General features: G+C 59.5%; 15 protein-coding genes. 11 read left to right on the top strand and 4 right to left on the bottom strand.

Translation table 11 applies throughout. From position 1 onward, the window contains the following. Positions 1-183: 183 nt before the first annotated feature. The 5 genes from CRO62_RS12760 to CRO62_RS12735 all read left to right on the top strand — a co-directional run bounded on the left by CRO62_RS12760 (position 184) and on the right by CRO62_RS12735 (position 6676). Positions 184-1998, top strand: coding sequence for a methyl-accepting chemotaxis protein (locus tag CRO62_RS12760; RefSeq protein WP_097100513.1), 1815 nt, complete (start codon positions 184-186; stop codon positions 1996-1998). 304 nt (positions 1999-2302) lie between these two features. After that, on the top strand, positions 2303-3571 hold the full coding sequence (locus CRO62_RS12755) for an extensin family protein (protein ID WP_097100512.1): 1269 nt from the start codon (positions 2303-2305) through the stop codon (positions 3569-3571). A gap of 494 nt (positions 3572-4065) precedes the next feature. Next, complete coding sequence (locus tag CRO62_RS12745) at positions 4066-4887, top strand: sulfite exporter TauE/SafE family protein (RefSeq protein ID WP_097100511.1); 822 nt, start codon at positions 4066-4068, stop codon at positions 4885-4887. A 104-nt stretch (positions 4888-4991) separates the two neighbouring features. Next, positions 4992-5918, top strand: coding sequence for an ABC transporter ATP-binding protein (locus CRO62_RS12740; RefSeq protein WP_097100510.1), 927 nt, complete (start codon positions 4992-4994; stop codon positions 5916-5918). After that, positions 5915-6676, top strand: coding sequence for an ABC transporter permease (locus CRO62_RS12735; RefSeq protein ID WP_003516094.1), 762 nt, complete (start codon positions 5915-5917; stop codon positions 6674-6676). Before CRO62_RS12740 ends, CRO62_RS12735 begins: the two co-directional genes overlap by 4 nt. Positions 6677-6790: 114 nt before the next feature. Here CRO62_RS12735 and CRO62_RS12730 read toward each other — a convergent pair whose 3' ends face one another. From CRO62_RS12730 to CRO62_RS12720, 3 genes are read right to left on the bottom strand one after another with little or no spacing between them, the layout of a single operon-like run. After that, positions 6791-7498: a TIGR02281 family clan AA aspartic protease gene (locus CRO62_RS12730; protein WP_097100509.1), complete on the bottom strand. Its 708-nt coding sequence runs from the start codon at positions 7496-7498 to the stop codon at positions 6791-6793. Then, on the bottom strand, positions 7495-7689 hold the full coding sequence (locus tag CRO62_RS12725; RefSeq protein WP_097100508.1) for a DUF1289 domain-containing protein: 195 nt from the start codon (positions 7687-7689) through the stop codon (positions 7495-7497). Before CRO62_RS12725 ends, CRO62_RS12730 begins: the two co-directional genes overlap by 4 nt. Before the next feature lie 19 nt (positions 7690-7708). After that, positions 7709-8494, bottom strand: coding sequence for an adenosylcobinamide-GDP ribazoletransferase (locus CRO62_RS12720; RefSeq protein ID WP_097102963.1), 786 nt, complete (start codon positions 8492-8494; stop codon positions 7709-7711). 131 nt (positions 8495-8625) lie between these two features. On the opposite strand from CRO62_RS12720, the gene cobT reads away from it, so the two are divergent. Then, entirely contained in the window at positions 8626-9660 is a 1035-nt protein-coding gene (cobT, locus tag CRO62_RS12715; RefSeq protein WP_097100507.1) for a nicotinate-nucleotide--dimethylbenzimidazole phosphoribosyltransferase, read from the top strand. Positions 9661-9668: 8 nt separating this feature from the next. Beyond that, positions 9669-10073 (top strand): diacylglycerol kinase, encoded by a 405-nt coding sequence (locus CRO62_RS12710; RefSeq protein WP_097100506.1) that lies wholly within the window; start codon positions 9669-9671, stop codon positions 10071-10073. Positions 10074-10089: 16 nt separating this feature from the next. Here CRO62_RS12710 and pdhS2 read toward each other — a convergent pair whose 3' ends face one another. Then, entirely contained in the window at positions 10090-11625 is a 1536-nt protein-coding gene (gene pdhS2 / locus CRO62_RS12705) for a two-component system sensor histidine kinase PdhS2 (RefSeq protein ID WP_097100505.1), read from the bottom strand. 108 nt (positions 11626-11733) lie between these two features. Between pdhS2 and CRO62_RS12700 the strand changes: the two genes are divergently transcribed. The 4 genes from CRO62_RS12700 (at position 11734) to CRO62_RS12685 (ending at position 14780) form a co-directional block, all read left to right on the top strand. Continuing rightward, positions 11734-12327, top strand: a complete 594-nt coding sequence (locus CRO62_RS12700) for a thermonuclease family protein (RefSeq protein WP_097100504.1) — start codon at positions 11734-11736, stop codon at positions 12325-12327. After that, positions 12320-12964 (top strand): uracil-DNA glycosylase family protein, encoded by a 645-nt coding sequence (locus tag CRO62_RS12695; RefSeq protein WP_323455496.1) that lies wholly within the window; start codon positions 12320-12322, stop codon positions 12962-12964. The genes CRO62_RS12700 and CRO62_RS12695 overlap by 8 nt, the downstream gene beginning before the upstream one ends. 70 nt (positions 12965-13034) lie before the next feature. Next, the gene (locus tag CRO62_RS12690) at positions 13035-13523 is read left to right on the top strand and encodes an Lrp/AsnC family transcriptional regulator (RefSeq protein WP_003507846.1); all 489 of its coding nucleotides are present in this window, start codon (positions 13035-13037) and stop codon (positions 13521-13523) included. Positions 13524-13814: 291 nt separating this feature from the next. After that, complete coding sequence (locus CRO62_RS12685) at positions 13815-14780, top strand: aliphatic sulfonate ABC transporter substrate-binding protein (protein WP_097102961.1); 966 nt, start codon at positions 13815-13817, stop codon at positions 14778-14780. The last annotated feature ends 26 nt before the right edge of the window (positions 14781-14806 follow it).

Here is a 14806-nt window from a genome sequence, read left to right as displayed (position 1 = left end):
ACGGCAGCACCCTGTAGAATTTCGGGTCGCTGTGCCGGTTTCAAACGGCCGTGGGGAGTATAGGCGGGTTGGGTGGAGGAGGTCCGGAATAATACTAACGTATAACAAGCGTATTCAGTGATAATAAATTTTTTAACTCTAACATCGGCTGGTCGAAGTGCCGTCAGCGGCGTTGGGGGAAATATGAAAAACGTCACGATATCTATGCGCCTTTATGCGCTCGTTGCATTGTTTCTGGCAATATTGACTGCGGCACTGACATTCAGCCTGTTCGAGACCTTTCATGAGATGGAACGCGAGCGTAAAGCGGGGCTCGCATCCATGAACGAAACGGCTGTCGCCATTCTTGAGCAATATTACCGGCTGGAGCAGGGTGGCACCCTGACGCGTGAGGCCGCGCAGCAGCAAGCCAAGACCACGATTGCGGCGATGCGCTATGGCAACGGCAGCGGTTATTTTTGGATCAACGACATGCATCCCAAGATGGTGATGCATCCGATCAAGCCCGAGATGAACGGCATCGATCTCACTGCCAACAAGGATCCGAACGGCAAGGCGCTGTTCGTTGAATTCGTCAATACGGTGAAGGCGGGCGGCCAGGGCTTTGTAGATTATTATTGGCCCAAGCCCGGCGCGCCGGACCCAGTCGAGAAATTTTCCCATGTCGCCGGTTTCGCGCCCTGGGGATGGATTGTCGGCACTGGCGTTTATGTCGACGATCTTGAGGCAGTTTTCTGGAGCAACGCCTATTTCAACATCGCAGTGTGTGTTCTGTCCGGCCTTCTGGTGATCGGCGTGGCTGCCGCCGTCGTGCGCAGCGTGACACGGCCTATCGATCGCATCCGGCAGAGTATGAAGCGGATCGCTGATGGTGACGGCGAGGCGGAAATTGAATTCGCCGACCGTCGCAACGAAATCGGTGCCATTGCCAAGACGTTGCTGGTGCTGCGTGACAGCGTCAACGAGCGCAGCGCCTTGCAGGCCCGCGAGGCGGGGCAGCAGCGGGCGCTGGAGGAGGCGCGGCATGGCAACGAGATAGCGTTGCGCTCCGCATCCGAGCGTCAGGCTCATGCCATGAACGAGCTCGGCAGTTCGCTGGAAGCACTCGCCAATGGCGATCTGACCGTCGAGCTTGCCGACATCGGCGGCGAATATGAAAAGCTGCGTATGGATTTCAACCGCGCCGTCGGCGCGCTGCATGGGGCAATCGAGGCGATCGCCAGAACCGGCCATGTCGTCAACGATAGCGCATCTGACATCAGCGGTGCGACCGGCAATCTTTCGCGCCGGACAGAGCAGCAGGCAGCGGCACTGGAGGAGACGGCCGCGGCTCTTGACGAAATCACCGCGACGGTGCGCACCGCTTCCGAACGGGCGAACGAGGCCCGGCAAATGGTGCAGGATACAAAAACGAGCGCGGGCCGCTCGGGCGAGATCGTGCGCAATGCCGTCGATGCGATGGGCCGTATTGAGGAATCCTCAAGGCGCATCGGGCAGATCATTTCCGTCATCGACGAAATCGCGTTCCAGACCAACCTTCTGGCGCTGAATGCCGGTGTTGAGGCCGCAAGGGCGGGCGAAGCGGGACGCGGTTTTGCCGTGGTGGCGCAGGAGGTTCGCGAACTGGCGCAACGCTCTGCCAATGCCGCCAAGGAGATCAAGACCCTTATCAATCGTTCTGCGGAAGAGGTCGGCGGCGGTGTCGCACTCGTTCGCTCCACGGGTGACGCGCTGGATGAGATCGTGACGCTGGTCAACCGGGTCGACGGCCACGTCAATTCCATCGCCACGGCAGCAAGGGAACAGGCCACCGGCCTGCAGGAGATCAATACCTCCGTCAACCACATGGACCAGATGACCCAGCAGAACGCCGCCATGGTGGAAGAGACGACGGCGGCCAGCCAGACGCTCGCCGAAGAAAGCCGGCAGCTCCGCGCGCTGCTGTCCCGTTTCGAACTCGGGCATGGGGCAGGGCGCGAGGTTTCGCGGGCGGCTTGATTTTTATCCGCTCGAGATAGTTTACAGGGCGCGGCTTTGGCTGCGCCCTTTCTGTTTCGAGGAAGTGCGACAACCTCTCCTCCGTCGTGCCGGACCCGTGGTGTGTCTGCTTCGCGAGAGGCGTTGGGTTGCAGAGCTTTGCTCACACCTTTGGTATGATTTCGGTCGAGGCTTCCCCATTTCCCGCGTCACGGAACAGCCCGGTTCGTTATTTCTCCCAACCAATAAGGATTCGTTTACCCCGTTTCTTTAAAATTTACCTGTATTGCCGCGGGTAGCGGCCGCTGAAGGTACAGGTTCTCGTATGGCGTATGTTTCCCTTCCGCGTCGTCTTGTGACGTTGTTGATGATTTCCACGGTCATGGTGTCGTGTTCGGCGGAGGGCCTTGTGCCGCCGGCCGAGGTTGACGGCACGACGCGTGTCGGCGCCATCCGGTCGTCGCGGCAGCAAGGCTACAGCGCGCCGCCGGGTGCGGTCTATCAGGCCGAGCGGACCGGGCAGGCCACCAATTATCCCGCAGCCGTGTCGCAACCGATGCCGGAGCCTTATGCCTCGCAGGATCCCCTGCTGCAATCGCCACAGGGCGGCCAAGGCTATTCCACGCTGGATGGCCAACATCAGGCGCGGATGGCCGCGAACGGCCAAAGCATGGCCTCCCCAGCCATGCCCAACCAGCAGGCCGCCGCAAACCAGATCGCCGAAGGCGAGGGCGGGGTGAACATGGATTCCATGCTGGGCGTGGAGCCGGTTCGCGGACTTGCGGAAGAGCAGGACGCCGATATTGCCGAAGGCGCTTCCGCCCAGCCGGTGGTGGACGGCATCGGCACCGACAATCCGGTTGCCGTTTCTCCGGCTCGCCGGCAACAAAGTGCGGGTCAGTCGCGGTTGATACCGCCACCGCCGCCCGGGTCTTCTTCCCGCCGCCAGCCGGTGGAGGAGGTCGCCATGCTGATGCCTAATGATCCCATGGCCCGCGACGGATTGCAAAGCAACCGCTCGGCCATGCCGCCCGGCGTCATGCCATCCTCGGAAGTGGCCTGTCGCTCCGAGCTGCGCCGTCTCGGCGTCGCCTTCCGCGATGTTGCGCGCATTGCAGATGGTCCGACCTGCGGTATCGACTATCCGATCGAACTCAGCGGGCTTGCCAGCGGCGTTGCCATCCGCCCGGCAGTGAAGCTCAATTGCCAGGTCACGCTTGCCTTCGCCAAATGGGTAAAGTTCGAACTCGTGCCGTCCTCCCGCTTCCGTTACCTCTCAGGCGTCGGGCGTATCACGCCCATGGGCGGTTATTCCTGCCGCAAGATGAATTCGCGCTCCAGCAATCCATGGTCCGAACATGCGCGCGGCAATGCCATCGATATCGGCACCATAACGCTGAACAACGGCAAGGAGATCGACGTTCGCAGCAAGAACTTCTTCGCCTTCCGGGAAAAGGCGCTGCTGAAGGCAGTGAGGTCCGATAGCTGCAAATATTTCTCCACGGTTCTCGGGCCGGGCAGCGATCCCAACCACTGGAACCATTTCCACTTCGACCTGCGCACCCGCAAGTCTGGTTACAGGCATTGTGACTAAGTCGCCTTGGTGGAGGTTTTCGGCTGAGTTTGAAAGCGTTTCCTCCGTCATGCTCGGGCCTGTCCCGAGCATCTGCAACGTCGCGATGGGCGTTACGTGGGCAGATCCTCGGCACAAGGCCGAGGATGACGTCGAGTACGGAGAGCAGCTTGTTATCAACTTGCTGCCGATGGCTGTGGATCCCGGGATAAGGCAGGAATGAGGAAAGTTGGGGATGTTTCTCTATCTGCGCGCCAGCGATAGCCGCCCGTACCACGCCCACAAAAAAAGACCGGCCCTAAGGCCGGTTGAAGAAGACTGCCTAAATCGGGGGATATCGGCGTCTTTGCAAGGGCATGCAATGGGAAGAAATCCCATAAAACGGTCCATCCGGTGCGGATATCCGGCAAAAAACATCGCGCCGTACTGACCTGCGGCCAACATGGCTTGCCGCCCTTTTCTGATACGCTATGAGCATCACATGTTTGTGACAACGGCCCCGGGAGCCTGCTTTCATGCCCCCTGTTTCAGAGATACTGATCTTTGCTTCGGCGCTTGCGGCCGCGGGCGTGGTCGCTGGACTTCTGGCGGGGCTGTTCGGCATTGGCGGCGGTGCTGTGCTGGTGCCGGTGTTCTACCATGTGTTCGGGCTTCTGGATGTGCCGGAGGCGGTGCGCATGCATCTGTCGCTTGGCACGTCGCTTGCCATTATCGTGCCGACCTCCATTCGTTCCTTCCTGACGCATCGGCAGAAAGGTGCCGTTGATATCGATCTCCTGAAGGGCTGGATCGTCGCCGTGCCGCTCGGCACCATCCTCGCATCGGTGGTGGCTGCGCATGCCTCGAGCGTGGCTTTGCGGCTGATCTTCGCTTTCATTGCGCTTGCGCTCGCCTTCCGGATGATCTTCAACCGGGCGAGCTGGCATCTCGGTTCAGACCTGCCGAAAAACCCGGTCCGCTTTCTGGTCGGCACCGGCATCGGCCTTCTGTCAGGGCTGATGGGTGTGGGCGGCGGGGTGATGAACAACACTTTCATGACGCTTTACGGACGCACCATCCATCAGGCGGTTGCCACATCCTCCGGTGTCGGAGTGCTTATTTCGCTCCCGGGTCTCCTCGGGTATATCTGGGCCGGCTGGGGTGATGCGGGTCTGCCGCCTTTTTCCACCGGCTTCATCAACTGGATCGCCGTCGCGCTGCTGATCCCCATCACGCTTGTCGTCGCGCCCTATGGCGCGCGGCTGGCGCATGCACTCAGCAAGAAGCAGCTGGAGCGGGCCTTCGGGGTGTTTCTGGTCTTCGTTGCAGCCCAGTTTTTCTACAGCGTCTACGGCTGATTTTCCCTCCCCGCCGAATGCAGTGTTCAGGCCGTTGGGCTGGCAATTGCGGGTTGTACGGCCTATATGGCGTGCATCTTACTCGTTTTTTCGAAAGATTCGCGATGAATGCCATTGTTTCGATACGGAATCTGACCAAATCCTACGCAAATGGCTTTCAGGCGCTCAAAGGTGTCAGCCTCGATATCAGGGAGGGGGAAATCCTTGCTCTTCTCGGGCCTAACGGAGCCGGCAAGACGACGCTGATCTCCATCGTCTGCGGGCTTGTCAATCCGGGCGAAGGCTCTGTTCTCGTTGGCGGATATGATGTGGTGAAGGATTTTCGCCAGACGCGTGCCCTGATCGGCCTTGTGCCACAGGAACTGACGACAGACCAGTTCGAGACCGTGTGGAACACCGTCAGCTTCTCGCGCGGTCTGCATGGGCAGAAGAAGAACCCGGAACTGATCGAGCGCGTCCTGAAATCGCTGTCGCTCTGGGACAAGAAGGACAATATGCTGCGAGAGCTTTCCGGCGGCATGAAGCGACGCGTGCTGATCGCCAAGGCGCTTGCGCACGAACCGAAGGTCCTCTTCCTCGACGAGCCGACGGCGGGTGTGGATGTTACCTTGCGCCGCGACATGTGGAATGTCGTTTCCGAGCTGCGCTCCAAGGGCGTCACAATCATTTTGACCACGCATTACATCGAGGAGGCGGAAGAGATCGCCGATCGGGTGGGCGTCATCAATGGCGGCCAATTGTTGCTGGTGGAAGAGAAGACCGCGCTGATGAAGAAGCTCGGCCGCAAGCAGCTTTTCCTTGAACTTTCGCAGCCGGTGGAGGCGTTGCCGGACAGTCTCTCATCTTTCGGCCTTTCGCTCTCGGATGATCGCAACACCATCACCTACGAGATCGAGGACAACGGCGAGCAGGGGCGCATTGCCGATCTGCTGACTGCGCTTTCCGGTGCCAACATCCATTTCAAGGATATTTCGACACGTCAAAGCTCTCTTGAGGATATTTTCGTCTCGCTGGTAGGAGACCAGAAATGAATTTCGAAGCCGTCAAGTCCATCTACCTGTTCGAAATGGCGCGCACCCGCCGCACCCTGTTGCAGAGTGTCGTGTCGCCGGTCATTTCCACCTCTCTCTATTTCATCGTTTTCGGAACGGCGATCGGTTCAAGGATTCAGGAGGTTGGCGGGGTTTCCTATGGCGCGTTCATAACGCCCGGCCTGATCATGCTGACGCTTCTGACGCAATGCATCAGCAACGGCTCTTTCGGCATCTATTTTCCGAAATTCACCGGCACGGTCTACGAGATATTGTCTGCGCCAGTGGCGATGACGGAAATTGTTGCCGGTTATGTCGGGGCGGCGGCGACCAAGGGGCTGATGATCGGCACGATCATCCTGATAACGGCCTCCTTCTTCGTCGATATCACCATCGCCCATCCGTTCATGATGATCCTGTTCTTTGTGCTGACGGCGGTGAGCTTCAGCCTGTTCGGCTTCATCATCGGCATCTGGGCCACGAATTTCGAGCAGCTGAACCTCATCCCGATGCTGGTGGTGCCGCCTCTGACATTCCTCGGCGGCAGCTTCTACTCCATCGACATGCTGCCGCCCTTCTGGCAGACGGTCAGTCATTTCAACCCGGTGCTCTACCTCATAAGCGGTTTCCGCTGGAGCTTCTACGAGATCGCCGACGTCAATCCCGTCATCAGCCTGGCGATGATCACGCTGTTTCTCGCACTCTGCCTCGGCGTCGTCGGCTGGATGTTCAAGACCGGTTACCGGCTGCGCAACTGACCGGAAAGAGGTTTGCCGTGAATGTGATACGCCCGGTTTGCACCGGGCGTTTTCGTATTCGGATAGCGAGACGTTTTTTTTGATCGCGAGCAAGAACTGTCTGCCCGGCAGGTTTTACCTGTCTCGCAATCTCAACTCATCGGTCTGCATCTGCATCGAACCGAGCGTCGACAGGAAGCTCATGCCGAGCAGGCTCTGGCCCAGTTGGCCATCCTGCGCGACGAGGGCGGGGATGTTGCTCCGCGTGATCGGGCCGATGCCGATCTCGGACAAGGTGACGGGCGCTGCCGCCGTGCGGCCGTTCGCGGTCATCACCGGCACGGTGTAGCGCAGTTTCGTGGTGTCGATGCCGATGGCGGCGGCATCGGCATTGGCCAGCACCACGGAGCTCGCGCCGGTATCGACCAGCATGTGGATGGTTTTGCCTTCAATGCTGACATTCGCCTCGAAATGGCCGCTCATCGATTTGTGCAGTATGATCTCCTGTTCGCCGCCAGCGGTCGTCACCACCACGGCGCGGCCGGGCATCAGGCCACCCAGCAGCCGGTCGGCGAAGGATTGCAGGTCATAGCGATAGAGATAGACGGATACGAGGCCGAGGATAATCACGAGCCAGATGGCGAGTTGCCGCACAACGCTTGCGAAGCTGCCGCGGCGTCCCGCCAGAATGCCGACGGATAGCAATCCCGCAATCGGCAGGAGATAGACGATCTGTCCGAATTTCTCGTTATCGATGCCGAAGGTGCGGCCGCTGTCGTGATTGACGAGAAGCAGGCCGAGACCCACGGCCAGCAAGAGGAGAACGAAAGTCAGCCTGTTCATGCGGTGTGCGTCTCCCTGGAGGTGCCTTTGCCTGTTTTTGCCAGTCTTTCGGGAAGCGCCTGCATGATCATGCGGCGCTTTTCGTCGCTATAGGTTGCCCAGCCGCCGATCTCGTCCAGCGTGCGTCCGCAACCGATACAGAGGCTGTTCGTGGCGTCGAGGGAGCAGATATGAATGCAGGGTGTTTCCATGGGAATCTATATCAGTCCGTCACGCCGCAAGGGCAAGAGCGACGAGAGTAACGATCTCCGTGATCTGCTGGCTGGCGCCGATTGTGTCGCCGGTGTGGCCGCCGATCTTGCTGACACAGAGCCTGCCGAACAGCACCGTCGCGAGGCAGGTAGTTGCCAGAACGACTACGATCGACACAAAGGGCAGGGCATGCAGCGTGAAAAGCACGAGCAGCAGCAACCCTGTTGCGAGCGCGATGTTGCGCTCGTTTTCCCCGGGTTGGCCGGCGGCGGCGGCGATGCCGGAGGTTTTGGCGGCGGGCAGTGACTGCCAGTGCCACACCATCAGGGCGCGGCTCACCACCAGCGCGGCAATCAGGCAGGCGGCGGCGGTCTTGGCCGGCAGGGTTTCTATCAGCGATGCGAGTGCCGTGGCGCGCAGTGCAAAGGACAGGACCATGGCGATGGTGCCATAGCTGCCGATGCGGCTGTCCTTCATGATCTCAAGCGTTTTCGGCTTGTCCCTGCCGCTGCCGAAGCCATCGGCCATATCCGCCAAGCCGTCTTCGTGCAAAGCACCGGTTATGAGTGCGGTGACGGCGATGGCAAGCCAGCCGGTGAGCTGCGGTGAGGCGTCGAACTTCGCTAATGCCACCACGAGGACAGCAGCGGGCAGGGCGATCAGGAGGCCTGCGGCGGGAAAAGCGCGTGCGGTCCGGCGCATCGATGGACCGTCTCCTTCACCGAAGAAGCGCGATGGGACCGGCAGGCGGCTGAGAAAGGCAACGGAATGCATGACATCTGTTATAAAATCCCCGGCCTTCATGCTCTCTCCGCTGCTGTGCTTGCATTTCCGGTTGTTCCGCGGCGCGTCCGCGATTATGAGAGGCGCAACAAAGACCGATTTGCCGGAAAACACAAGTTTCCGCCAACCCGACGACGAGAAAGACAGATACCATGAGCATGAGCGGATTGCCCTTCGACGATTTCCGCGCGCTGCTGCGCGAGCTTCCCGGCCCGGATACGCATGCGCTGGTCGCGGCCAAGGAGCGCAATGCGCAACTGACGAAACCGGCCGGTTCGCTCGGTCGGCTGGAAGAAATCGCCATGTGGCTTGCCGCATGGTCGGGTCGCTCGCCCGCCGTCACCCGTCCGCTGGTGGCGATTTTCGCCGGCAATCATGGCGTCACCCGGCACGGCATCACGCCCTATCCGACATCCGTGACGCAGCAGATGGTGGAGAATTTTGCGGCAGGCGGTGCGGCGATCAACCAGATTTGCGTCACCAATGATCTCGGTCTGAAGATTTTCGATCTGGCGCTGGACTACCCGACCGGCGACATCACCTGCGAGCCTGCCCTTTCTGAGCGTGATTGCGCCGCCACCATGGCCTTCGGCATGGAGGCGATTGCTGGCGGTACCGACCTTCTCTGCGTTGGCGAAATGGGCATTGGCAACACCACCATCGCAGCGGCGATCAATCTGGCGCTCTATGGCGGTACGGCGGAAGAATGGACCGGTCCCGGTACCGGCTCCGAAGGCGAGGTCATGGCCCGCAAGATCGCGGCGGTGAAGGCTGCTGTGGAGTTCCACAAGGACCATCTGTCCGATCCGCTCGAAATCATGCGCCGTCTTGGCGGACGCGAAATTGCGGCGATTGCCGGCGCGATCCTTGCCGCCCGCGTGCAGCGCATTCCTGTGCTGATCGACGGTTATGTGGCGACTGCCGCTGCCGCGCTGTTGAAGGCCGCCAATCCTTCGGCGCTTGACCATTGCCTGATCGGCCATGTCTCCGGTGAACCGGGCCATCTGGCTGCCGTCGAGAAACTTGGCAAGACGCCGCTTCTGGCGCTGGGCATGCGGCTTGGCGAGGGCACGGGTGCCGCTTTGGCTGCCGGCATCGTCAAGGCTGCCGCCGCCTGCCATTCCGGCATGGCGACTTTCGAAGCTGCCGGTGTCGATACTGGTACCCATTCCCCCACTGAGCATTGAGGCCGAAGATGGACGCAACGCCGCAGAAGAAGCAACCGGAACCTGCCTTTCGCAAGGAAAAGGGATGGCGGCATCTTTTTGCTGCTGCCCGCTATTCCTTGCAGGGGCTTGGACGGCTGTGGCAGGAAGCGGCGTTCCGGCACGAGGTTCTCGCTTTCGGCGTCGGCCTTGCCCTGCTTCTGGTCGTCGGCGCGCCGTTTGCGCATCTTCTCGTCTTTACGGTGCTGATGCTGCTTTTGTTCGCGGTCGAGGCGCTCAATACCGCGATTGAGGAGTTGGTGGATCGCATCTCGCCGGAAATCTCCTCCGTCGGGCGACACGCCAAGGATCTCGGTTCCTTCGCCGTCTTCTGCCTTTTGACGGCAAACGGATTTTTCGTGCTTTATTCGCTGGTGACGGCACTGTTCTTCTGAACGGCAGATTTGACGCTTAGGCGAAGGACCGGCGGCGTGGCTGGATGGCGTGGGTTTCCTCCACGGCTGGCAGGCTTTGCAACACACGTTTTGCGGGCAGGATGGCGATGCCTTCGGTGCCTTCACGCAATTTCGATTTCAGGATGAACTGGCCGTCATGCTTGGCAAGGATGGCCTGAACGATGGGCAGGCCGAGCCCGGTTCCCTGTTCGGCGCTCTTGATCGCGATCGATCCCTGACCGAAGGCCGACAGCACCACGGGGATTTCTTCTTCGGGAATGCCGGGGCCGTTGTCCTTGATCGACACATATTGTCCGCCACCCGCCGTCCAGCCTGCCTTCACGAGGATTTCACCGCCCTGCGGGGTGAATTTGACGGCGTTGGAGAGCAGGTTGAGGATGACCTGGCGGATCGATTTTTCATCCGCCCAGACCTGCGGCAGGCTGCTCTCGAACTGCTGCGAAATCCTGATGGTCTTGGCGCGGGCGCGAAGCTGGATCATGCCGATGCAATCTTCGGCGATCTCAAGCATCGAGACCGCTTCCTCATTGAGGTCGTAGCGGCCGGCCTCGATACGCGACAGGTCGAGGATTTCGTTGATGAGGTCGAGCAGATGCTGGCCGGAACGGTGGATGTCGCCGGAATATTCCTTGTAGAGCGGATTGTTGAGCGGACCGAGCACCTCTGCTGACATGACTTCGGAGAAGCCGAGAATGGCGTTGAGCGGGGTTCGCAGCTCGTGCGACATGGAGGCGAGAAAGCGCGATTTCGCCAGATTGGCCTCTTCCGCACGCCGCCGCGCCTCATCCGACATTGAGTTGGCGACTTCGAGTTCGGCGATCAGATCATCTTTTTCAGTCTGCGACGACAGCAGCTTGATACTGGTCTGGTAAAGCCTGCTGGTGATGCGATGACAGAAAAGGATCGCCATGCCGAACATCAGGGCGAGGCCAACATCGAAGGGATCGCGGGAGATGACGGAGGTGACGCACAGCGCTGCCAGCACCGGCAGGAAGGTCATGAAGGTGGCCCGCCGCAGCATGAAATTGGCCATGGCGGTAAGCGAAAGCGCGATCAGCAGCGTCGCGCCCTTGAAGAAAAGAACGAGTGTCGGATTGTTGCGCACCGGTTCGGCCAAGGCGAACATTGCCCACGCGCAACCGATGAGGATCTGCATGGCAAGGAAGAGATTGCGCCACTTCGGCAGATTTTCGGCCGTGATACCCTGTTTGGCGGCTCTTTTGGCCAGCACCAGAGACATGGCATGGAAACTCAGCGCAATGAGCGACCAGATAATCAGCCCTATGTCACCGGTGATATACAAACCGATGATAGAGGCTAATACGATGAAAAGCGGCATGATCATCGCGCCCTGGAGGGCTTCGGCGATGTGCATCGTCAGCATTTCACGTTCATAGGCTTCGCTGCCGCCAGCGCCTTGTTGCAAGCGTTCACGCGTCGTCTTCACCGTGTCGAAAACAGCCTTGTTACGGTGCTTTCGTGAACGGTCGACGATGATCTTATCGGTGGACGTGCTGACGCTTTTACTCATTGTTACAACGCAGGTGACATGAACCCTTTGCAGGCTACGCACAAAATCTTAAGAAGATGCTGCCGTGAAAGGATTTGTTTGCCATTTCTGACAAGGGTTTGTTGTGACATGAGACGAAATGGAGGCAGGCGCGGCTTTTTCTCGACGTTTCGCGACGGCGGGCTTTTCCTCGCCACCGTCTTTCTTGGCATTCTGATTGCCGCCAAGCTCGATCAGATCAACAGCGAGACCCATACCGGCCGTTTCTTCGTGATCGATGGCGATACGCTTTCGAAGGGCGAGAACCGGTTCCGGCTGCTCGGCATCGATGCGCCGGAGCTTTCGCAAACGTGCCAGCGCGGCAGCGAAACCTGGCCATGCGGCGCGGAGGCGCGCCGCGTTCTGCAACAGATGATCGAAGGCACGACCTTTTCCTGTTCCGGCAGCTCCAGGGACCGTTACGGACGCCTGCTGGTCTATTGCTCGGCGGGAGACCGGGATGTGTCCTCGGAAATGGTGGCGTCGGGTTTTGCCATCGCGTCAGGTTATTTCCAGTTCTCCGGCGAACAGGCGCTGGCACGCAAAGAGGCTCGCGGGATTTGGGGTGGAGAATTCGAAAAACCGGCGGAGTGGCGGCGCGAACATCGCGCAGCGGATTTGCAAACGCCCGCAGCGGGTTTCCTCACGATCATCCGTCATCTTCTGGGGTGGAATCATGGCTGAGGCGGATCGAGCCCTGCCGATGAATGACGAAGGGTTGGACGGGCTGCGGGGCGCGATCGCCCTCTGTCGCATCTGTCGCGACACCCCAACCTTCGGACGCTTGCCGCACGAACCCCGACCGGTGGTGGTGATATCGACCAGGGCGCGTATCCTGATTGCGGGGCAGGCGCCCGGACTTCGCGTGCATGAAACGGGTGTGCCTTTCAACGATGCCTCCGGCGACAGGCTGCGCCAGTGGCTGAATGTCGATCGTGAGACATTCTACAATCCGGACCGCTTCGCAATCGCGCCCATGGGGTTCTGTTTCCCCGGCTATGACGACAAGGGCAGTGACCTGCCGCCTCGACGCGAATGTGCGCCGCAATGGCGGGAGAAAGTGATGGCGGCGATGCCGCAGGTGGAGCTGGTCCTTGCCATCGGTCAATATGCCCAGGCCTTTCATCTCGGCGAAAGACGGCGGAAAACCATGACCGAAACCGTGCACGACTGGCGCAGCTATTTTCATTCAAATTCGGGACCGGCCATTTTGCCGCTGCCGCATCCAAGCTGGCGCAACACCGGCTGGCTGAAGAAGAATCCGTGGTTTACCGAGGAGCTGCTTCCTGTTCTGCGACAACATGTGGAAATGCGACTTTAGTGAAACAATTTTCTGTTTTTCTCTAAAAATTAGTGTATTGAAAGGAAATTAATTCAGGAGGGTAGACGCATTGGATCGCCTAGACCGTAAGATTTTGCGCATTCTGCAAGAGGATTCCACGCTGGCTGTCGCTGATCTGGCGAAAAAGGTCGGCCTTTCCACGACGCCCTGTTGGCGGCGTATCCAGAAGATGGAAGAGGATGGTGTCATCCGCCGGCGCGTGGCGCTGCTGGATCCGGTCAAGGTCAACACCAAGGTCACCGTTTTCGTCTCCATCCGCACTGCCTCCCATTCCATCGAATGGCTGAAGCGGTTTTCCGAGGTGGTGTCCGAGTTTCCTGAGGTCGTCGAGTTTTACCGCATGAGCGGCGATGTCGATTATCTGCTGCGCGTTGTCGTGCCTGACATTGCGGCCTATGACGCCTTCTACAAGCGGATGATCGCCAAGATCGAAATTCGTGACGTGTCGTCTGCCTTTGCGATGGAACAGATCAAATATACGACGGAACTGCCGCTCGATTACATGCTGCTGGATAATCCCAAATCCGGCGAGGAATGATCCCGGCTGATCAGGCTTTTTGAACAATGCCCTTTCCGGCTGCCGGGGAGGGCATTTTTCGTTGCGCAGTTTGCTTTTCCGCAAGCACTCAAGTCGGCCATCCGGCGGTTGTCCGGGGAATGCACACTCCTGGCGTGCCGAGGCGGTCAGGCAATGTTATTCCGCCTGCGACGGCAAATTCGCACATTCAATTCTCTTTGCACTCGGGCCGCGCAAACTGGGATTTTGATAAAATCACTCGAATATCTACGCTTTGTATATCTGATGATGGCAACAGCGAAGGATATCCACATGCTCACACGACGCGGAACATTGGGACTGATTGCGGGTGCAACTGGGGCGGCGTTTCTGCCGCATATCCGACGGGCTGGAGCCGCGACCACCACATTACGGATCGGCTGGCAGAAGAATGGCGTGATTGCGCTGGCAAAGAGCCAGGGCGCTCTTGAAGCGCTGTTGAAAGATCGCGGCATTGAGGTCAAATGGTCGGAGTTTTCCTCCGGGCCGCCGCTTCTCGAAGCTCTGGGCGCAGGTGCGCTGGATATTGGCCCGACGGGCGATGTGCCACCGCTTTTCGCGCAGGCTGCCGGTGGCAATCTGCGCTATGTGGGAACTTACAAGGGCGCTGCCGGCGGATCGGCAATTCTTGTGCAGAAGGATTCGCCGCTGAAGACGCTGGCCGACCTCAAGGGCAAGAAGGTGGCCTTCAAGCGCGGCTCCAGCGCCCATAACGTTACTGTCAAAGCATTGCGAAAAGCAGGCCTGACGCTGAACGACATAACATCCATCGACCTTGCCCCGCCGGATGCGGCGGCCGCTTTCCGCAGCGGCAGCATCGATGCCTGGTCGATCTGGGATCCTTATTTCGCCGTGGCGGAAAAGGAGCCGACGACACGAGTTCTCGCGACTGCCGAAGGTATTGTCGATCCCTGGAGCTATTTCCTCGCCAATGGCGACTTCGTGGAAAGCAATCCCGACCTCGTGCCGCTGATCCTCAAGGAACTCGCAAGCGTCGGCGCAAAGGCTCAGGCCAATATCGATGAGACTGCAAAATTACTGGCGGCGATAACCGGCGTCCCGCAGGATGTAACCAAGGTGTCGCTGACGCGTCCGGGGGCGGATCTGGGGCGTGTCTCGCTGGTTTCGGATGAGGCCATCAGCTATCAGCAGGCGCTGGCCGACGAGTTCTACGATCTGAAAATCGTGCCGAAGAAACTCAAGGTTACCGATATCGTCTGGCGTCCGAAAGCGAGTTGAGCCGGGCGAAAGCTGAGTCTCTTCAA

The organism is Rhizobium sp. AN6A (genome assembly GCF_900215635.1).
In the GTDB taxonomy this organism is placed as follows: domain Bacteria; phylum Pseudomonadota; class Alphaproteobacteria; order Rhizobiales; family Rhizobiaceae; genus Agrobacterium; species Agrobacterium tumefaciens.
This window is presented reverse-complemented; position numbering and strand designations above follow the sequence as displayed.